At 41.7% G+C, this 20,474-nt stretch carries 20 protein-coding genes and 1 tRNA gene; 3 read left to right on the top strand and 18 right to left on the bottom strand.

Translation table 11 applies throughout. The annotated features are described in order from the left end of the window. Nucleotides 1-20: 20 nt before the first annotated feature. The 17 genes from K8Q91_01265 to serS form a co-directional block, all read right to left on the bottom strand. A complete protein-coding gene (locus K8Q91_01265) occupies nucleotides 21-1,283 on the bottom strand; it encodes a diaminopimelate decarboxylase (protein ID MCE9628602.1) in 1,263 nt (420 codons plus the stop codon). 276 nt (nucleotides 1,284-1,559) lie between these two features. Beyond that, complete coding sequence (locus tag K8Q91_01260; GenBank protein MCE9628601.1) at nucleotides 1,560-1,931, bottom strand: hypothetical protein; 372 nt, start codon at nucleotides 1,929-1,931, stop codon at nucleotides 1,560-1,562. Between the two features lie 2 nt (nucleotides 1,932-1,933). After that, the gene (locus tag K8Q91_01255) at nucleotides 1,934-2,344 is read right to left on the bottom strand and encodes a hypothetical protein (protein ID MCE9628600.1); all 411 of its coding nucleotides are present in this window, start codon (nucleotides 2,342-2,344) and stop codon (nucleotides 1,934-1,936) included. 20 nt (nucleotides 2,345-2,364) lie between these two features. After that, on the bottom strand, nucleotides 2,365-3,267 hold the full coding sequence (locus tag K8Q91_01250) for a hypothetical protein (protein ID MCE9628599.1): 903 nt from the start codon (nucleotides 3,265-3,267) through the stop codon (nucleotides 2,365-2,367). A 151-nt stretch (nucleotides 3,268-3,418) separates the two neighbouring features. Continuing rightward, nucleotides 3,419-4,051 carry a hypothetical protein gene (locus K8Q91_01245; GenBank protein ID MCE9628598.1) on the bottom strand — a complete coding sequence of 211 codons (633 nt, stop codon included), beginning with the start codon at nucleotides 4,049-4,051 and terminating at the stop codon, nucleotides 3,419-3,421. A 93-nt stretch (nucleotides 4,052-4,144) separates the two neighbouring features. Beyond that, nucleotides 4,145-4,735 carry a hypothetical protein gene (locus K8Q91_01240; GenBank protein ID MCE9628597.1) on the bottom strand — a complete coding sequence of 197 codons (591 nt, stop codon included), beginning with the start codon at nucleotides 4,733-4,735 and terminating at the stop codon, nucleotides 4,145-4,147. After that, the gene (locus K8Q91_01235; GenBank protein ID MCE9628596.1) at nucleotides 4,735-5,334 is read right to left on the bottom strand and encodes a hypothetical protein; all 600 of its coding nucleotides are present in this window, start codon (nucleotides 5,332-5,334) and stop codon (nucleotides 4,735-4,737) included. The genes K8Q91_01240 and K8Q91_01235 overlap by 1 nt, the downstream gene beginning before the upstream one ends. Before the next feature lie 3 nt (nucleotides 5,335-5,337). Then, nucleotides 5,338-5,523 (bottom strand): hypothetical protein, encoded by a 186-nt coding sequence (locus tag K8Q91_01230; protein MCE9628595.1) that lies wholly within the window; start codon nucleotides 5,521-5,523, stop codon nucleotides 5,338-5,340. Nucleotides 5,524-5,804: 281 nt separating this feature from the next. Beyond that, nucleotides 5,805-5,878 (bottom strand) — tRNA-Gln (locus K8Q91_01225). Nucleotides 5,879-5,907: 29 nt separating this feature from the next. Further along, complete coding sequence (locus tag K8Q91_01220) at nucleotides 5,908-6,594, bottom strand: histidine phosphatase family protein (GenBank protein MCE9628594.1); 687 nt, start codon at nucleotides 6,592-6,594, stop codon at nucleotides 5,908-5,910. After that, nucleotides 6,578-7,624: a DNA polymerase III subunit gamma/tau gene (gene dnaX, locus K8Q91_01215; GenBank protein MCE9628593.1), complete on the bottom strand. Its 1,047-nt coding sequence runs from the start codon at nucleotides 7,622-7,624 to the stop codon at nucleotides 6,578-6,580. Before dnaX ends, K8Q91_01220 begins: the two co-directional genes overlap by 17 nt. Before the next feature lie 18 nt (nucleotides 7,625-7,642). Continuing rightward, entirely contained in the window at nucleotides 7,643-8,632 is a 990-nt protein-coding gene (locus tag K8Q91_01210) for a tRNA-dihydrouridine synthase family protein (GenBank protein ID MCE9628592.1), read from the bottom strand. A 39-nt stretch (nucleotides 8,633-8,671) separates the two neighbouring features. Beyond that, entirely contained in the window at nucleotides 8,672-9,658 is a 987-nt protein-coding gene (locus tag K8Q91_01205) for a CapA family protein (protein MCE9628591.1), read from the bottom strand. A 5-nt stretch (nucleotides 9,659-9,663) separates the two neighbouring features. Then, nucleotides 9,664-12,162, bottom strand: coding sequence for an AAA family ATPase (locus K8Q91_01200; protein MCE9628590.1), 2,499 nt, complete (start codon nucleotides 12,160-12,162; stop codon nucleotides 9,664-9,666). Between the two features lie 4 nt (nucleotides 12,163-12,166). Then, the gene (locus K8Q91_01195) at nucleotides 12,167-12,556 is read right to left on the bottom strand and encodes a hypothetical protein (protein ID MCE9628589.1); all 390 of its coding nucleotides are present in this window, start codon (nucleotides 12,554-12,556) and stop codon (nucleotides 12,167-12,169) included. Nucleotides 12,557-12,571: 15 nt separating this feature from the next. Beyond that, entirely contained in the window at nucleotides 12,572-13,456 is an 885-nt protein-coding gene (locus K8Q91_01190; protein ID MCE9628588.1) for an FtsQ-type POTRA domain-containing protein, read from the bottom strand. A gap of 5 nt (nucleotides 13,457-13,461) precedes the next feature. Further along, complete coding sequence (gene serS / locus K8Q91_01185) at nucleotides 13,462-14,724, bottom strand: serine--tRNA ligase (GenBank protein ID MCE9628587.1); 1,263 nt, start codon at nucleotides 14,722-14,724, stop codon at nucleotides 13,462-13,464. A gap of 409 nt (nucleotides 14,725-15,133) precedes the next feature. Here serS and dprA point away from each other — a divergent pair, with 409 nt between their 5' ends. After that, nucleotides 15,134-16,003, top strand: a complete 870-nt coding sequence (dprA, locus tag K8Q91_01180) for a DNA-processing protein DprA (GenBank protein ID MCE9628586.1) — start codon at nucleotides 15,134-15,136, stop codon at nucleotides 16,001-16,003. A 154-nt stretch (nucleotides 16,004-16,157) separates the two neighbouring features. Beyond that, nucleotides 16,158-18,341, top strand: coding sequence for a type I DNA topoisomerase (gene topA, locus K8Q91_01175; protein ID MCE9628585.1), 2,184 nt, complete (start codon nucleotides 16,158-16,160; stop codon nucleotides 18,339-18,341). Between the two features lie 58 nt (nucleotides 18,342-18,399). Here topA and K8Q91_01170 read toward each other — a convergent pair whose 3' ends face one another. Then, a complete protein-coding gene (locus K8Q91_01170; protein MCE9628584.1) occupies nucleotides 18,400-18,867 on the bottom strand; it encodes a hypothetical protein in 468 nt (155 codons plus the stop codon). 121 nt (nucleotides 18,868-18,988) lie between these two features. Here K8Q91_01170 and K8Q91_01165 point away from each other — a divergent pair, with 121 nt between their 5' ends. Next, the gene (locus K8Q91_01165; protein ID MCE9628583.1) at nucleotides 18,989-20,428 is read left to right on the top strand and encodes a RelA/SpoT family protein; all 1,440 of its coding nucleotides are present in this window, start codon (nucleotides 18,989-18,991) and stop codon (nucleotides 20,426-20,428) included. Nucleotides 20,429-20,474: the final 46 nt, after the last annotated feature.

The following is a 20,474-nucleotide window of genomic DNA, read 5'->3' as shown; positions in this document are numbered from 1 at the left end:
TTCCTCACTTTTTCCTGGCGTTAAAGCGCCAAGCTTTCGGGTTCGAAGGTTAAGGTTGCGAAAAGATCGTCAATGGTTTCGGCTCGGCGGATGAGTTCCACCGTTCCATCAGATCGAAGCAAAAGTTCCTTCGGCCGCAAGCGACCGTTGTAGTTGAAGCCCATAGCCAGACCATGAGCCCCAGTGTCGTGGATCATCAGCAGATCACCCTCGCTGATGACCGGCAGTTCGCGTTGCTTGGCGAACTTGTCGCAGTTTTCGCAGATGGCTCCGACAATGTCCACCACTTCAGTGGGGCGGCCATCGCCATTAAGCACTGTGATGTGGTGATAGGCATCGTAGAGGGCCGGGCGCATGAGTGCCGTTTGGCAAGCATCGACACCGACATACTCACGATAGGTGGATTTGCGATTGATCGCTTCAGCCACCAAAACACCGTGAGGGCCGGTCATAAACCGACCACTTTCCATACACAACTCCGGCGCGTAGCCATGCTTCTGCTTGAAAGCTTCCAACAAACCAAAGGCTTCGTTGCCCAATGATTCTAGATCGAGCGGGTTATCTTCGGGGCGATAGGGTATTCCCAGACCGCCGCCGAAATTGATGTAGTCGAACTTGATCTTGTGGGCCAAGCTGATCCGCTCGACCAGTTCGAGCAACATCTTGATAGTTTCCACCATATAGGTGTAGTTCCGTTCGTTCGAGCAGAGCATGGTGTGCAACCCGAAGCATTCGGCTCCCCGAAGAATGGCTTGGCCGTAGGCGTCCACGATTTGGACATCGGACACGCCATACTTCGCCTCCACCGGATTACCGATGATGGCATTGCCGGTTCGCTTTTCGCCGGGGTTGTACCGGAAACAGATTCCGCGAGGAAAAGGTTCCGGTACTTTCGAAATGAAGCTGATATCGTCGAGATTGAGCCGGCAACCGCCGTCAGCCATAGCCGCGTCAAACTCTTCTTGCGAAGTATTGTTTGACGTGAACATGATCTGACCGGGCATGGCTCCGGCTTCGCGAGCCAAAACAAGTTCGGGAATACTGCTGCAGTCAAACCCGAAACCCATTTCGTACATGATCTGGAGAATGCGCGGATTGGGCAGGGCCTTCACCGCAAAAAACTCCCCAAAACCTGACGGGAGATTCGCAAATGCTTGTTTAAGGCGTTTGCCAGTCCCCTTGATCCCCGCCTCATCATAGATGTGGAAGGGGGTGCCGAAGTGATCGGCGATTTTTCGAAGATCAGGGTGTAGCCTGTCCTCGAACGCCTTTGACATAGGCATCTGTCTAAATCCTCCTCTTTCAAGGTCCTCTAGTTTCCAAAAATACCAAGGCATACATACCTTGGCGTCCGGATATATTTCTACCACATTTTTAGGTAAAGTAAATATTAACAACAAAAGCCGCCTCCCCGACTTTTGCCTGTCGGTAGAAGCGGCATTACAGTTTCTCCATAAGCACCCCAAACAACTCGGGATTTTCGATCACAAACGTTTATTTAAAGAAAAAATTAGAACTGGGGTTAGTTTACATATTCAATGAGTCTTCGTATATTTTTATTATTCCTCCCAATAGGCTTTAAAGTTATCAATCTCTTCCACTAGCTCTTCAGCTTTCTGACCCTTAAAGCATATAGATCGATCATCTACATAGACATACGCTATTGGTTTACCAGGGTTGTCCCCTTCTTTGTCGGGTCTTCGATTAATGTAATCAAAAGGAATATCGTATTGTGTGCAATAATTGCGCAAAAAATCATCCCCGCGCGTTGAATGGAGGAGAATTTTAAATTCTTTTTCTTTAAGCAGTTTGATTGCCTTGATAGTTTCTCCAATTGGTTCTTCAGCATGATCTTTGCCTTTGAAGCCCGAGTAATTTGCAATAACTCCATCAAAATCAAACGCAACTGTTCGGCCTGGTTTTTTGTCCATAGTTAAATTAACGAGGTTATCTTACTTTTAATTTGATCTCTAACATTGCGAGTAAATTCAAGTGTCTGACCTTTTGGATCTTGGACATCCCAACGAGTGACTTTGGGATTATTGAGTAGGTAGTTTGGAATTGGATCATCGTCATCTACCACCAAAATTATTTTGTCAGCATCCTCTGCCATTTCTTCCGTGACCTGCTTCCGTAGATTGCCAGTCACATCAAAACCTTCTTCTTTCATCACTTCAATAACATTATCAGTAGAGGGCGACAACTCTCCAATAGGCTGTTCTGGGCCACTCAGCTTAGTTCCGGCTGAGGTAATAATATGTTTATCATCTAATAAAGACTTAGCCAAGGTTTCGGCTATTTGGCTCCGGCCCACGTTACCACGACAGATAAATAGGATTTTCATAGCTATAGAGCAATTCTCATTTAAATTTTAGTAAGAATGTTTTGAGGTTTTTCTGAAATATATGCTTCGATATTTTGTATCGCTATTTCTCTCCCCTGCGCGCTTGCCTCTTTTGTAGCAAAAGCAATATGAGGTGTAACTAATATCTTTCTATGCTGGACACACTTTTGATAGAACGCATTTGTTACATCGTAGGGATCTTCCGGATCGCAGTCTATTCCAGCACCAACGAGAATGTCCGAATCAAGCGACCTGATCATTCCGTCGATGTCATAAGTATATCCTCGAACAAAGGAAACATAATAACTACCTTTTTTCAATGACATAAAAAATTCTTCATCTAGTAGATTCTTGCTTGAGGAATTGCAATTAAGAGCATTGATAATCAAGTCCGCATTAGCAGCCTTTGTTTTTAAATCGTCTTGTCTCGTAAAGTAATCAACTTCCATCTTAAAACCCTGACAGACTTCACCGATCCCAGTACCGATACTGCCTTTACCAACAACAAGAACTCTCTTTCCAGCCAAGCTTTGATTAAGAGTGAACTCGTGACTTTGTGCAGTATTTAAATATGTCGGAAACTTACGAAAAAGCGAAAGTATCATAAACATAGTCCATTCAATAATCGAGTCACGATTACTTCCTTGGGTATTAGCGACCACAACTCCGTTAGCTTTTAGTTTCTCTGAATCGAATGCGCCAAGTTCGATATATGGGTATGTTATAAAAACATTCTTGAGATTTGAGAGATTTTCTAGAAGATAACTACCATCACTCAGGATAACATCTGCACCTTGTACAGATGAAAGCCATTCTTCTGACGAAGAAAAACTGGAGACGGTTGAAACTTCTCCAAGTGCTTCCAATCGTGACTTTTGCTCTTCAGTAAAGGGGAAATTACCTGTAATAGCTATCTTTTTCATGTTTGGCATTATAACACTCATCCACAAGAAAGTTGTAATACTTCTCGGACTCCGAACCTATCTCAAGTTGGCTGACCTTCTCGAGCTAGAACCGTTTTCGATCAAGCCCCACTTACTTCGTTTAGCTTATCGGAACGACGCGTCTCGTTCACTATGGATTATAAACGTTTATGATTATCCAAGCAGAAATTGGGTTTATTACAACCGATCCCAAGATTAGAATAATCCCAGAAGTAACGAGAAGTAACGTAATTAGGTTATAGGAACGTAGTTTCTTTCTTAAAACCAGGAGGTGTGGAGATGGAGTGTTGTTTAGACCAAGATGACCCTCCACCTCTCGGGTCCTCTTTTGGTAATCAAACATTCCATTTATTCGTTTAGTTGAGTCATTGTTAACATCCTCCATTTGCCAAAGACCAAATTGTGCAAATACCCAACTAATTTCAGCTCGACTCGTTCTGTGTTCATAAGCATCTGAAAGTCTAAATAAAAAAAATTGAGATAAGATGATCGCATAAAGCAGAAAAGAAAATCCAAACATTAAAGCTAAATTGTTTATATCGAATTGATTCGCTCCAAGTAAAGTGAGCGAAAAAGGCGCGACCGTACCAGCCACAATTCCTAAATTACGCATATCATTTGAATAGACAGCTAAGAGTTCTTTTGTTGTAGAGCTAATGGCATCCTGGAGATTAGCGAGTCGAGCATTCCCATGCTTGGATATTTTGACGTATCCGGTCTCGATTGTAGAGTTAAGATCTCCCAAATCCTTTTCATTATTCATTATTCATTATTCATTGAATTATATCATTTCCTATACCCTTGCTAAAACAACAGATCTAATACTCGTTAAAAAGTGAAACATTATGAAACTTTTTTAAATAACATCATTATTAGTTAGAGTTGGTACAGCTAATCTCATTACTGAGGTTAGCTGATTTTTTGCTTCCTCTGTATCAAAATACTGTTCACTATACGGGGTACTAAATTTTTGTGCATAATCACAAAACTCATTAATAATGCTATCAAGGGTGCTTTGAGCTAGCATGATAAGGTTTTCCTTTATAATTCCTGTCCTTCTAGAATCTGGAAATTGATTATTAGGGTTACTTACATCTTGATGAGCAATTAACTGATCTCTTATTGTTTTTAATGGTCCATTATTAAATGAATCTGTTATGAGTTTCAATTCAGAAGATTTATAACTAGTAAAGTCTTTCCAATTCCAAAGCCCAATCACTCTAGAATCCTTACTATCAAGCAAAGAGCTAATGATTAATAAGCTGTCGTGAAAAAATACATTGCAGACACTTTTATAGAACTGATCTACAGCTGACAAGGGATCAAAGTTCTTTTTACTAGAAAGCCCAGGATACTCCGTAATCAAATTACAATATGCCAATTGCTCATTAGCAACACGCAGTAAACCTGCTATTTGGTATTCTTTGATATTTCCTACACCATCCATTATGTTAAAAACGGCTCTATATATTCTTCAGCCATTTGGTAAAACTGTACGACACCTTCAAGAGTTGATAGCACTGATAACCCAGCCCAAGCTTGTTTTATGATATTCTTATTGGGTTCTTTTTTAGCCAGCTGGCTTTTAATAGTCTCTATTTCTGATTGATAATCGAGCTTATCTTCATCAGAAATAGTTCCTGATTTAGTAACTTCCTCCTTCAAAAGATCCAAATTTTTATATAAATCACCAAATTCCTGATGCACAAAATTGTGATCTCCTATAACTGTAACACCTTGAATATTGTTTATATTTATTCCAGTTACCCAATGAGATTTTTGAAAAAATGACGATCCTTCAAAATGATTGATCCCCTTATCACTAATCGAATAATACGGTAATTTATTAATCTTCTCTAATTTAACCCAACCTGTCTTTATTAAATAATCCAGATTACTTACTACCTCAGGCCGAGAATGTTTTTCTTGCAAATTAAGAAAGATCTGACGTTCATTACACCTTGTTCTATCTATAATAGAAGCCTCTTTATTTATCTTATAAAGATACTTTAAAATATTCTCTCTTATTAAGTCATTATCGTTCATAATCTACCTGTAATTTTCAATATAGGGTCTTAATGTTACCGCTTTATGATCTTTGTCAAGTTCACACGTACCACAATTTGGACACTTTGTTTCATTAATAGTTTGACCTTTGAGTATATTAATCTCCTCTCTTAAATCACAGTTACCGCAGTAAACTTCTGCTTTATAAGTATCGTTTTGATTTTCCATAATGATGTTTATTGTTTTTTAGTAAGATCTTCAATATTCTTCTTTTTAACAACTTTCATTTGAACCATTTTAACACAATAAGCTAAATTAGCTGAGGCTAAAATTTGATTAGAAACCTGCACGTTTACCTAGGTAACTCGTGCTAGCTCATATTCGCTGCCAGACATACGGAGCTGGGGAACCCACGGTTCTCCCATACCTTCCTCCACGGGAGAGACTTTCTCTCCCGACCCCTCTCTCCTAGTCTGACATCTGTGTCGTTTTTTTTATTAAAAAACTCCTGGCTGCCAGACTAGGAATCGAACCTAGATAAACAGCTTCAAAGGCTGCTGTCCTACCGTTAGACGATCTGGCAATATCAAACAAATACCTGATTATTCTGCCTTATTTTTGCCCTTCTGGCAATTCCTCGATCAGATCTTGCAGATGAGCATGGTCATTCCAGGTAAGTAATTTCCAGGGGATAGTCCTAGCTGAATGATACTCGCAAATAGTAATCCCGGTGTTTTTGGTTATAAGAGTACCTAAAAAATTAACCAAATGTTCACCATGTAATTCTCCTTTAAACATCATTTCCGCAACCAAAAAGCGCATAAAATATCCATGCGTTACCACAGCAATATTATCTTGAGGCAAACTCACAAGAAACTGTAAGGCGGCTTTTGCTCGATCAACTAATTCTCTACCACTTTCAGCATCTTCACATCGCCAATCTAAATCTCCATATTTTCCCTGAATCAACCAAACAATATCTTTTGATTCTGGATCGTGAACAGTAGTGTTGTCGAAACGACTCGGTATCGATCTCTCAACCAATAAACTTGATTCAGTAATTGATGAATGTCCAGTAATAGCGGCTATGGTTTCGGCTGTTTGTTTAGCTCGCACAAAATCACTTGAAACAACAATATCAACAGGTAGTTGAGCAAGTCGTCGACCAATTACTTCAGCCTGTTTAAAACCTTTTGGAGTAAGTGGTGAATTACCACCCTGACGCAAGCCACCAGCATTAGATTCACTCTCACCATGACGCACGAAATAAAATGTTTTTTTATTATTTTGTTCCGTCATTGTTTTGGAGCAATTTAATCAAAGCCAATTCTAATGGCAATTCAGGGACCGCTGCAAAAGTGGTTAATTCATAAGCTTCGAGCAGTTCTCGCAACACTCCTGGTAAATCTTTAGCTTTGGGATGGGTTTGGGTTTCGGCCAACCACTTCTGTTCATCAGTCCCTAGACCAGCGGTCATTTCTTTAGCTAAGACAGGCGCAAAAGCTAACAGCATGACTAAGCGAATTTGACGCAATAACATTTTGAGAAAAATTTTCATATCTCGACTATCACTAGTCGCTTGTTTAACAGTTTTAAGGGCTTCTTCCAAGTTTTGATCAAGAATCGCCGAGACCATACTACGGACTAGGGACAAAGGCGCTGCCCCGGTAATTGTTGCCACCTCGGCTGAAGTTATTTTCTTATCACTCGACAAACTCATCACCTTTTGGAGTAGACCTAGTGAGTCACGGAAAGAACCATCTCCCAACAAAGCAATCAATTCTAAAGATTCGGTATCAATCGCCAATTCTTCTTTCTTGGCGATCTTTTTGAGTGTCTCAGTCAACACTTCGTTACTAGGTCGACGGAAAGTATGCACTTCACAGCGCGAGATAATAGTATCTGGTACTTTATGAAAATCAGTGGTGGCTAAGATAAAGACAACGTGAGCTGGTGGCTCTTCGAGAGTTTTGAGCAAAGCATTAAAAGCCTCCCGAGTGAGCATGTGCACTTCATCGATAATATAGACTTTGATCGGTGAACGAAAAGGTAGACTAGCCACCCCTTCACGCAATTCTCGGACATCTTCCACTCCACGGTTAGAAGCCGCATCGATTTCCACCAAATCTTCCGGGTGGCAACCTAGTTCTCGAGCCAAAATTCGAGCCACTGAAGTTTTGCCAGTTCCACGAGAACCCACAAAGAGATAGGCATGAGCGGTGGTTTTGTTCTCTAAAGCCCCTTCCAAGACAGAGACAATATGCTCTTGTCCCACCACCTCCTTAAACTTCTGAGGGCGGTACTTACGATAAAGTGATTGTTCAGACATGGAGTTAGTATAGCAAAACTAACCCCGATTCAAAAAATCTGCCACCAAGGCTCTCACCTGATCAGCAGATTCAGTTTCCATTAGTTTGGCCCGCAGATCGTGAGCATGACTAAAATCATTCACATAGGCTTTAAAGTGCTTTTTCATAATGGCAAAACTTTTGGTATGACCGTTGAATAATTTATCATTCGTCTCCCCTGGTCGGAATAATTTGGCAAATAATTCTGAGTGTTCAACTAAAACATTGAGTCGTTCGGTGATTGTTGGCACGTGTTCACTAAAAAGCCACGGGTTGCCGTAAATCGCTCGGCCGAGCATTACTCCATCAATACCATATTCCGCCACCTTGGCTTTAGCGTCAGCCACATCAGTTACATCACCATTACCCAACAATAGAACACCAGAATCACCAACCACTTTTTTGACTTCCGGCATTAGTTCCCAATGAGCTGGCACGAGTGACATTTCTTTGCGAGTGCGTAAGTGAACAGTTAGCAGAGCTGGCTTCGCTTCAATAATTTTGGGAATCCAGGTATCAATCTCCACTTTGTTATAACCAATCCGGGTTTTGACTGACACTGGCAAACCAGAACCTTCTTGAGCCGCTTTGATTAATTCTTGAGCCAGGTTAGGATTTTTGATCATCGCCGCTCCACAACCTTGTTTTTCAATATTCTTATCCGGACAACCCATATTAATATCCACTCCGTCAAAACCAAGTTCCGCCACCATTTTAGAGGCCTCATACATTTTCTCCGGTCGTGACGAAAAGAGTTGAGCGACAATCGGTTTTTCTTCAGGTACAAAGTAAAGCTCTCTTAATAACTTTTCGTGACCAGACGGATGACACAAACCATCAGCCGAAGTGAACTCGGTAAAAAAGACCGTTGGTCCGGCTGGCCGAGAATATTTAGCAATCACCTGCCGAAAAGCCGCGTCGGTGACATCGGCCATAGGCGCCAAAACCAAAATTGGCTTCTTTAATGCTTGCCAGAAATTATTAGACATGTCGCAATAGCTTAGCCGAAAAAACCCATTTTGCAAAATTTACCAAGCTGGTGAAGGTTTGAAACGAGAATCTAATTTTACCTTTTTGAGTTCAGCTGATTCTATTTTTTTGCCATCTAATTTTACAAACAAAACTCCCCCTTCCATGGTTTCTTTAGAAAAACCTTGATCAAAAATAAAATTACCTAAACTATAAATAATCACCCCATTTTTATAACGCTCTAATTCTTCAATCACATGTGGGTGGTGACCAATCACCAAACTAGCCCCGTTATCAATCGCCCGTCGAGCTAAAACTTGTTGTCTACTGGTTGAAGTGGCCAGATATTCTTCACCAAAATGAAAGGAGGTGACTAGAACATCCACAGATTCGGCCGCGGTTTTGATAATCTGATCAAATTGAGGATCGGAAGCCAACAAGATACCCGGACTAGAACTACCGACGGCTAACCAGTTGGGACCGACGTCTGAGAAACCAATAAAGCCAACCTTCACCCCTCTCACCTCTTTTATCTTCACCAAACTAGCCTCTTGATAATTATTTCCACCACCAATCGGCAAGATATTTAAATTTTTAATTCGAGCGACCGTATCAACAAACGCTTCACTAGTCCAATCACCCGCGTGATTATTGGCCACTGACAACACATCAAAACCAGCCGCGGCCACAGCTTGCAATGATTCTGGTTTCATCCGAAAAGAATAAATACTGCCAATATTACGACCCTTATCACTGACTGGTCCCTCTAGGTTACCAAAAGCAATATCCGCTTCTCGAATAAAATCTAGTTCAGTAAACAATTGATTAAAATCACCACCAAAGTTTTTCTGAACAGAAAAATTCACCCCTCGGTCAAGCATCATGTCACCGACAAAAACCAAGGAAACCTCGGGCTCTGTTGGCACAAAACCATTTTCCCAGGATAAGTTCTCTATAAAGCCAGGTGCTTGAGGAATAAAAAAAGGAATAGCCAAAAGAGAAAAGGCCACAAAGACAACCAGAGCAATCAAATAAAAATATTTCATATTATTTAACCAACCAAAACATTGAGCACCCCAGTCGCATCTGGAGAAATAGAAATTTTAGAACCACGACCGACAGTGCCAGCAATCAGCTTTTGAGCCACCACTTGTTCGACATTATCTTGAATAAAGCGTTGCATTGGTCGAGCGCCGAAAGCTTTATTGGCCCCTTGATTAGCCACAAACGAAATTAATTCTGGTGTTAGTTGTAATTCTACTCCCTGAGTAGACAACCTTTTAACTAATTTTTTCAACATCAAACCAGCAATCTTGTTTAACTCGTCTGGCAACAGTGGATGGAAGATAACAACCCCATCGAAACGGTTGATCAACTCTGGTTTATAAATACCACCCTTAATAATCTGGTTAACCAATTCATCTTGAGCCTCGACTAAATTTTTTCCCTGCTCAGACAAGGTCCAAATAAAATCTGAACCGGCATTGGAAGTAGCGATCACAATCGTATTACGAATATTAATTCGTTTACCCAACATGTCAGAGAAGAAACCTTCGTCTAACACTTGCAAAAAGAGGTTATGAACTTCGTCAGTGGTCTTTTCGAATTCATCCAACAAAAGCACACCATATGGTCGTTCTCGCATCATCGTAGAAAGAACACCTGGTTTATTATCCGTAAATGAGCCAATCAATTTCTCTAAAGCTCCCTCTCCTTGGTACTCGGACATATCTAGCCGATTCATCGCTTCGTCGGAGCCAAAGAAAGCTTCCGCTAAAGCTTTAGCTGTTTCGGTTTTACCCACTCCCGTTGGACCCAAAAACAAAAAGGAACCGATCGGTTTTTTAGGATTACGAATAGCGGTTCGAGCCCGACGCATCGCATTGGACACCACTGAGACTGCCTCTGTTTGACCAACCACTCTTGCCCCCAAGAAAGCTTCTAGATTGAGTAATTTATCTTTTTCTATTTCTTCAATCTCGCCAATTGGAACGTTGGTTTTAGATTTGATATAAGCATAAACATCTTTTTTGGTAATATCAGCATCCAAACGAGAACCGTAAGCAGAAATAATCTCCACCAACAAATCAACCGCCTTGTCCTGCAAACCACCATCTTGAAAATAATTTTCCGCACTTTCAATAATGGCTGTCAGAGCGGGATAGGTGATTCTTACCCCAGAAGCGTATTCAAAATCCAACAATTTAATTTCCAACATTCGCACCAACTCATCATAAGACAGATCCTCTACTTGGATTTTTTCAAACCGATTAAGTAGACCCGGTTGAGGATTTATCACTTGATAAAAAGCATCGGTATCAGCCAAAGCAATTACTTGAGTCAAAGAGGAAGCCAAATAAGGATCCAACAAAGCGGTCAAATTAGATTCTAGAGCCATCGCCCCTTTTACCAGGTTTGGCAAATCATCAATCACAAATAAAATATTACCCGCTTTGACCACTTGATTAAACAAAGATAAGAAAGCTGTTTCAAAACTAGCTTTATCTTTAAAACCCGCCAAAAAGACTCCCGTTTGAAATAAAATTGGCCGTTTGTATTTGAGTTCTGGCACCACATTACCCTCTCTGATCTTAGAGACCAATTCGTAAATAACATCCATCTTGGTCCCACCAGTCTCCGCCACCAAGATCGCATTAGCCTCCAACTGCCTAGATAAAACTGTCTCCAACAACCTCACCTCTCGTTCCCGACTACCAATCTTAAATCTTTCTAAATATAAAGCAGGGTCGTCAAATAAATCTCGACTGTATTTGTCTAACAAAAAAGTATAACCGTAACCCCACGAGGCACCGACACTAGGTATCTGATCCAAGTTTTCTTTACTCCACCAGCGTTCTTTACGATCAACCACTTCTTGCTTCCACACTACCCAATCAGCCGCTCCCGTAGCTTCGACTGGTTGAACACCATTTTCCGCTAAGAAAGTAACGAAGGTTGGATAAACAGAGGTCAACAAGGTAACAAATTCCGGCAAAGTAATCTCATCAGTCTTATCAATCGGTAACTCTGGCACAGTAAAAGCCTCTGGATTATTAACTAATTTTTCAACAAAAATATTGATCTGATCCTCAGTAATGCCCAACCGGCGCATAATCTTCCGCCCATAAATTGAAGTTAAAAAAGCTACCAAGGGATCCATCGATCGAGACCAGTGTAAAACCCAAGCTACTTCAAAGGAAAATAAGGTACTAGCCAGCGTGGCCTTACCACTAATATCATCAAAGTAATGTGATCGGAAAAAAGACTCCAAGCTCACACAAAACATCGCCACGGAAATCAAAACAAACAGTAGACCAATAAATTGGCTAGATAAAAATAGATCTAAAACTTTCAAAAAAGTAGGATCAAGTGGAACCGTTAAAGACAGCCGCGATAAACCAAAACGTAGAACAACCGCCAAGCTACCCAACACCCCGACCCCGACAGTCGCGTTGATAATCCAATGTCTAACCCGGTGTGGTAAATAAGTTTCCAGGGTTAAGACAGAGCGCCACGGACTTAGTTTGGTATAACGACGAAGTGGATACATGGAGTTAGCGTAAAATAAAATACAAACCATTAACGAATAAAATAAAAATCAGCAACGGCCACAATAACCACAACACCACCAGCAATCCACTGACCAATAAGGCCGAGGTCAGAACCACCAAGCCAACCGTGATGGTAATAAACCTAATCACAAATCCCACCACTCTCATTAAAGTATTAACAATAACGACAGTAGCAAAGTCTTCCAAATCAAAACCTTCTTTACGTTCCTCGCCTAGTCGGCGCCAAGGAGTAAATAAAGTTCCCGCCAAAATCGGAATAGAAAAAAAGTTAAGCAAAAAAGTTAAAACATTAGAAATAGCAGCTAATAGATTACGAATCGCTCGAGTATAATGCCACTCCATATAAGCAATCGAGAAAGTCACCAAATTCATAACTCTAGTATACAACTATTTAAACTTGTAGAACACTTTTTTACCAAATCGCAAATCAATATAATCTAATTGATGATCGGCTGAAATTAAATCAGCTTGAAATTCTGGAGTAGCAAAAACTGTATTTAAGTTACTAGCCAAGGTTGGTAAGTCTTGAGTTTGATTAAAAACAATCGTCCAAGTACCGGCCGTCGTCGAAGAAGCGGTAGTGTTTGATCCACTAATTAGTACTCGGCAGTCCCCAGCTCGATCAATAGTTAAACGTCGAGGGACGGCGGGAGTGATACCAGCACTTTTTACTAAACCAGGCAAAGAATCAATAATAGACAGCAAGCCAGAAAACCTCTCAGCCGATAAAGGTCTGCCCCCAATCGGATCGGAATCAATCAAGCCATAAACTTTAAACAAAATATTGTCAGAAAAGTTTGGGGCTGGAGCAAACAAAAATCCAGTTTTATCAGCGTAAAAACACTCATCACCCTCCACTGCCGATAAACACCAGAGCAGCTTTGGCGAACGTTCTGAAACTTTAACTTCCAACTTAGTAAAACCCTCCCGCTGAACAGTCACATTTTCAATATCAGGAAAATTTTTAATAATATTCTGACCTAAATAAAAAGGACTGAACAAGAAATTATTATTTTTAGGAATAACAAACAGATAATTACCAGCTAGTCTTTTTTCAGTCAAAGACATCAGAGATTCAGTTTTGACAACCTTATTACCAACGATATTTATTTCCTGAATTATAAAAATATTTAATCGCAACACCAACACAAAACCGATCAAAAAAACCACCACCAACCCTATAAACAAAGACAGTAAAATCTTCCGCCGACGAAGTGAGCGTTTCTTGGACTCCTTAAACAGTTCCTTCCGAGCGTCAACGGGTTTCCCCATAAAATTTATTTGATTACCTCGCGACCTAAATATGGTCTAAGAACTTCCGGCACGATAATAGAACCGTCAGCTTGTTGAAAATTTTCTACTAGCGACACCAGGATACGAGGGGTGGGGATAGCGGTACAGTTTAGAGAGTGGGCAAATTTTAGTTTATTTTCATAATCCCGATAACGAATATTTAAACGACGGGTTTGAAAGTCATGGAAATAAGATGCGGAACTAATCTCGCGATAAGTCTGTTCCCCAGGCACCCACAATTCGATATCATATTTTTTGACCTGACCAAGACCGAGATCGCCGCCACAGTTGGCTACAGTGTGATACGGGATACCGAGCGACTGAATAAATTCTTCAGTATTGTTATTGATCTCTTCGTGGTATTTAACACTTTCTGCATGACTGGCTTCACATAAAACAATTTGTTCTAGTTTGAAAAATTCATGAACTCGAATTAAACCTTTTACATCTTTACTATGACTCCCCGCTTCTCGTCTAAAACAAGTAGAGAAAGCCAGCACCTTGATTGGAAATTTACTTTTTTCTATAACTGTATCAGCAAAATAACTCATCGCTCCCACTTCACCAGTACCAGCTAAATAATCTTCATCTTGAGTTTTATATAAATCATCTTCCCCTTGTGGTAAATAACCACTACCTAGCAAAGTTTGTTTACGAACCAAGGACGGCACGATCATAAATTGAAAACCGCGCTTTAACCAAAAATCTTTGGCGTACTGCCAAATCGCAAACGACAACTCCGCTCCACCATTCTTTAAAAAGTACCCCCGGAAGCCAGACACCTCTACCCCCTTAGCAAAATCCGCCATATCAAGAGCTTCCATGATCTCCACATGACTTTTGGCTTGAAAAGCAAAACTAGTTTTTTCACCCCAAGTCCGAATCTCTTGATTATCAGCATCACTCTCACCTTCGGGCACTGTCGCATCCGGTAGGTTTGGCACTTGGACCATTAGTTTTTGCCAAGCTATCATTACTTCTTTTAATTCCCCTTCTTTTATTTGCAAAGTTTCTTTCAGTGCCTTCATCTCAGCAATTAATTCATTCCGTTTAACTGGGTCCTGAGTTTTGGCTACTTCATCGGAAACTGTATTTTGTTTGGCCCGCATTGTTTCCACTTCCAACAAAAGAGCCAAGCGAACATCATCAGCAGTTAGCAATTCTTTCACATCAAAAGTAATCCGCTTCTTGCGAGCCGCTTCTGCTACCAACTCACTATTTTCTCGGATGAATTTGATGTCCAACATAATAAATAGAATAACAGAAAGTTATCTTAAAAAAAAGCGGGCCACACGCGCGAACGCATGGGCCCTGTATTTGTCCTTCCCCAAGGACTACCGCCGACCACCGCCAGCAAAACTCTGTCGAGGCTGTTGTTGCCGATGGTGCCGACGGCCAACATCCCCTTTCAGGTGACGATCGTCATATCCATCCTGTCCTTCAACGAGATTAAAATTTGTCGGACGACCTTCTCTTTCCCATATCTGGACCGCCTCTCCAAGGGTTACCCCTTTACCACTTCTCAACGCCCGCTCAATCTCCAACTTAAGATCTCCTTAATAGGGAATAAAAAAACACCCCCTTGGTGCTACTTCTCCCCAACTTCTATATGTCACTATAGCACACCTATGGATAATATGCAACAATAATCTAAGTATGAGCCCTATCAAGCCTCTTATTCGTGCTAGCTGGCCACCCCAATTCGACCACATCCCCCAACCCCCGAAAGAACTATATTATCAAGGCACCTTACCAGATTGGGACGCCAATTTTCTGACCGTCGTCGGTTCTCGCAAATTTTCCCGTTATGGCCAGGAAGTTTGCGGACACTTAATCAGCGGTTTAGCTGGTTATCCTATTATTATTGTCTCCGGCCTGGCTTTAGGGATCGATAGCCTAGCCCACGAAGCTGCTTTAGCCAACAATCTAACCACCATCGCCTTCCCTGGTTCTGGCCTAGATGAAAAAGTTTTATATCCACATACTAACCTCAGACTAGCCAGAAAAATAGTCGAGGCGGGTGGTGCTCTGATCTCCGAATTTGACCCTCTTCTGCGTGGCGCCCCTTATACCTTTCCTCAACGCAACCGCTTGATGGCCGGATTAGCTAAAGCCACTCTAATAATAGAAGCCTCTGATAAGTCTGGTACTTTGATCACCGCCCGGATGGCTCTCGACTACAATCGCGAAGTCTTGGCGGTCCCAGGCTCGATCTTCAATCAAGGTTCAAGTGGACCAAACCGATTGATTCGTGACGGGGCTACACCTATTACTTCCAGTGCTGACATTTTATCAATCTTCGGCTTTGACCAGACGACCGAAGAAACAAAAATGAACCCCACTTTATTTGATTCTCTGTCCGACCCCGAAAAAATGATCTGTGAATTATTAGCTCAGGAAACTCTGCCACGAGATCTTCTGATTGACCAACTTGATTTTGATATTCAAACAATAAATAGCACCTTATCGATCATGGAAATCAAAGGGCTTATCAAAGAAGTCGGCGGCGAATTCAGACTTTTATGAGCCTGGAGTGAGTAATACCAGAAAAGGGGGTTTGCCAAGTGGCGACGAGGCAACTTCAGGATTTTTTAAGCTTCAAAAAATCCGTACCCTTTTCTGGTATTACTCACGTAATTATTTGCCAGATAAAAATATCTGTAGTATTACTTATGACACAATGTCAAAACTTTTGATTGTAGAGTCGCCAGCTAAAGCGAAAACAATTTCTAAATATTTAAATAACGAATACACGGTCCGAGCCTCTGTCGGACATATTCGTGATTTACCAAAATCAAACAAGAACGCCATCGATATTGAAGGTGGTTTTATTCCCCATTACGAAATTTCAAAAGGCAAAGAAAAAGTCGTTAGTGAGTTAAAGCAACTCGCGAAAAAAGCGACTGAAGTTATCTTAGCAACAGACCCCGACCGTGAAGGTGAGGCTATCGCTTGGCACATTGCCGAAAGCTTGGGTCTAAAAAATCCGAAACGTGTCGCTTTTCACGAAATCACCGAAGGAGCTGTTCAAGAAGCGATCAAGCACCCTCGCCAAATCGATGATAATTTGAAACAAGCCCAAGAAGCTCGGCGAGTTCTTGATCGTCTCTTTGGTTACGATTTATCTGGTTTGATCTGGACCAAACTGCGTTATGGCTTATCAGCCGGCCGAGTTCAATCCCCAGCTCTTCGAATTTTAGTCGAACGCGAGCGAGAAATCCGTGCTTTTATACCGGAAGCCTATTGGGTAATCAGTGCTGAAATGTCGACCGCTAAAAAAGAGTTCATTCCTTTTGTCTGTTCGGTTGAACCAAAGACCGCCGAAGAAGCCGAAAAAATAGTCAAAGCGGCAGAGACTAGTACTTGGACAGTGGCTGAACTCAAAGAATCTGACGCGGTCCGCAAAGCCCGAGCCCCATTCACCACCTCAACTCTCCAACAAGCCGCTTCATCCCGTCTCGGCTATTCTCCATCCATTACTATGCGTTTAGCGCAAAAATTATACGAAGCAGGACACATCACCTATATGCGTACAGATAGCACCAACTTGTCACCGGTTGCTTTAGCCGAAATAGAAACAGTAGTTAAAGATATTTTTGGCCCAGACCTTCATGCGCGCCAAGTCTATGCCACCAAAAGTAAAAACGCTCAAGAAGCTCACGAAGGTGTCCGACCAACTCACGCCAACAAAAGGTCTGTTGGTAACTCTCCTCAAGAGAAAAAATTATATGAATTGATTTGGGCTCGAACTATCGCATCCCAGATGAAAGAGGCTCAGGTAAAAAAGACCGTTCTAATCGCAAAAGCTAGCGATCAAGTAGTACCCAACTTTCAAGCCAATGGTTCGCGCGTCATTTTTCCAGGTTGGTTGTTAGCCGATCCGCGAGCGCGGGGTGAAGATGTTGACCTACCTAAAGTGACGGTGGGTGATAAATTAAATTTGGAATCGATAAACAGCGAAGGCAAAGAAACTGCCGGGCCAACTCGCTTTTCTGAAGCAGGTTTGGTCAAAGAATTAGAAAAAAGAGGTATTGGTCGCCCATCCACTTATGCCGCTATTATCTCCACTCTTTTAACTCGTGGTTACGTGGAAAAAGAAAGCCGCTCACTCAAACCAACCGATACCGGCGAGACCGTCAGTGGTTTTCTTGAAGAACATTTCGGTGAATATATCAGTGACTCTTTCACAGCAGAAATGGAAAATGAATTAGACGAAATCGCTAGTGGTGACCGAGCTTATGTAAAAACCTTAAAAGATTTTTATGGACCTTTTACTCAAGCAATCAAAAGTAAAAAGAAAATTGAAAAAATAACTAATCTCGGCTCAGCGCCCGCCGATATGATCTGCCCTGTCTGTGGTGGTGAGATGATTATAAAACTAGCCAGGAATGGCAAGTTTTATAGCTGTGCTAAATTCCCTGATTGTAACGGCGCTCTCACTTTGGAAGGTAAAGCCTTGGAAGGCCCAAAAGATACTGGCGAACTTTGCCCAAAATGCGAGAAGGGAAATTTGATCGAACGCGAAGGCCGTTTTGGAAAATTTATTGCCTGCGCCAATTATCCAAAATGTAAATTTATCAAAAAAGACCCTAACGCCGAACAAGCCGGTGATACTGGTATCACTTGTCCGATTTGTCAGACAGGGACTATGGGTGAAAAACGAGGCCGGTTTGGTATTTTTTACGGTTGTTCCAACTACCCCGACTGTAAACACATAATTAAAACCAAACCAACTGGCGCTATTTGTGGCTACCAGAGAGAAACCGGTCCGTGTCCCCACTTGATGATGGCTGGCTCAAAAACTATCCCAGACCGCTGTTCTGATAAGACTTGCCCAAATCATAATCCACATAAGTTGAAATAAAAAAGCCCGTCTGGCAGCTTATAAGCTGCCAGACGGCTGTCTTTTGGATTGGATATACTTATCGGTACGGCCACCACGGACCAGGGGGAACACCAAAGACCCTTGTCGGCTCATGAACTGGAACAGACCTCTGTTCTCCTCTTCGCTTACCAAGATCAACACAATGATCGCAGGACCACTTTGCCTTAGGTTGTTCTGCGGCCACCGACACGCACAACTTCTCGGCAAGACAACCTTGGGTGCCACAACGGCGATGTGTTAGGAAAATATCCTCTTGTCGACAACGCCCTTCAGTCACCCTTAAAACTTCTCCATCAAAAAATCTCTCAGGCACATCAGAGTTGATAAAGAGCTCTAATTCACTTTGGCCGGCCATGGCCATTTCCATGAGTTTCTTCTTAATCATCTCAAACAGCTGATCAGCCAAACTCGTGACAAGTGTCGTCCTTTCTTTTTGTATTGCCAACTCGGCCTCTATCCTAGCTGTATTGCAAGCCCCAAGCAATTCCCGACCAATTGTCTTCATTGTGAAAACCCTTTTTTGTAAACCCAAGGTCAATCCAATTTAGATCCTAACTCAAACATAGGTTTTTGTCACCATATATAGCCAATAACTACGAAGTAAAATTTCTGGTACTATTACAGTCATGGATATTAAAGATATTTTTGACCTAATGAAGAAACCGCCCACCGAAGCGGATAAAGAAAAGATTGGTCGGGCGTTAGAATTTGCCACCAAGGCCCACGCTGACCAAAAACGTTTTTCGGGTGAACCCTATATTATTCACCCATTCGAGGTCGCCAAGATTTTGGCCGATATGCGGGCCGATGTTGATACCATCTGCGCCGGCTTACTCCACGACACGTTCGAAGACGGTCACGTCACCCTGAAAGACATTGAAAAAGAATTTGGTAAAACGGTCGCCTTTATGGTTGATGGTGTCACCAAACTTGGAAAATTAAAATACCAAGGAGTAGAGCGTCATGTCGAAAGCTTACGCAAACTCTTTATCGCTATGGCCAAAGACATCCGGGTTATTATGATCCGCCTCGCCGACCGTCTCCACAATGTCCGCACCCTCGAACATGTCCGTCCAGATAAACAAAAAAGAATTGCTATCGAGACTTTAGATATTTACGCCCCTTTGGCTAACCGCCTGGGTATTTGGCGTATCAAAGGTTTACTCGAAGACGCTTCTTTTCCTTATGCTTATCCCGAAGAGTACAAAAAAGTAGTAGCTCTTCGTAAAACCAAAGGAAAAGAGAGTATTAAGAGATTAGAAAAAATTTACCGCACTTTATCTAAAGAAGCTGCCACTCAGGGTCTAGTTGATATTAATATTGATTATCGGGTTAAGTATCTCTATAGCTTGTATCAAAAATTGAAACGCAAGAATATGGATATTGACCAGATCTACGACATCTCGGCTCTGCGGGTAGTAGTACCAACCGTAGCTGAATGTTACCAAGCTCTCGGTTTGATCCATATGTTATGGAAACCAGTCCCGGGACGGCTCAAGGATTATATTGCTAACCCAAAATCGAACGGCTACCAAAGTATACACACTGCCATTTTTACTGGCGACGGCACTGTGTCTGAGATTCAAATTCGTACTACCGAAATGAAACGAGAAGCGGAATATGGTGTCACCTCTCACTTGCTTTATGACGAACAAGGTAAACCTAAGTTTGGTAGCAAGTTAACCAAAAAAACCGCTTGGCTTAAAGATCTCCTCGACTGGCAAAGACAAGTTGATAATCCAGCTGAATTTTTAGAAAATCTAAAAACCGACTTTTTCCAAGATCGAATTTTCGTTTTCACACCCAAAGGCGACGTGATTGAATTACCAAAAGATTCTACCCCAATTGATTTCGCTTACGCGATCCATTCGGATATCGGCGAACATGCGGCTGGGGCTATCGTCAATGGAAAATTTTCTAGCATGGAAACAGTTTTGAAAAATCAGGACGTAGTAGAGATTGAAGTCAAAAAATCCAGTAAACCGACAGCCAAATGGCTCAACTCTGTTCGCACCACCATGGCCCGAAAACATATTAAAAACTTTTTAGGTAAAGGAAAGAAATAAAAAAATGGCCTAGTCAGGCCATTTTTTTGGTGAAATCGATTTTACC

Source organism: Candidatus Vogelbacteria bacterium (genome assembly GCA_021414225.1).
In the GTDB taxonomy this organism is placed as follows: domain Bacteria; phylum Patescibacteriota; class Minisyncoccia; order Phycocordibacterales; family XYD1-FULL-46-19; genus JAIOOX01.
Note: the sequence above shows the minus strand (reverse complement) of the source record. Positions and strands in the feature narration are given on the sequence as shown.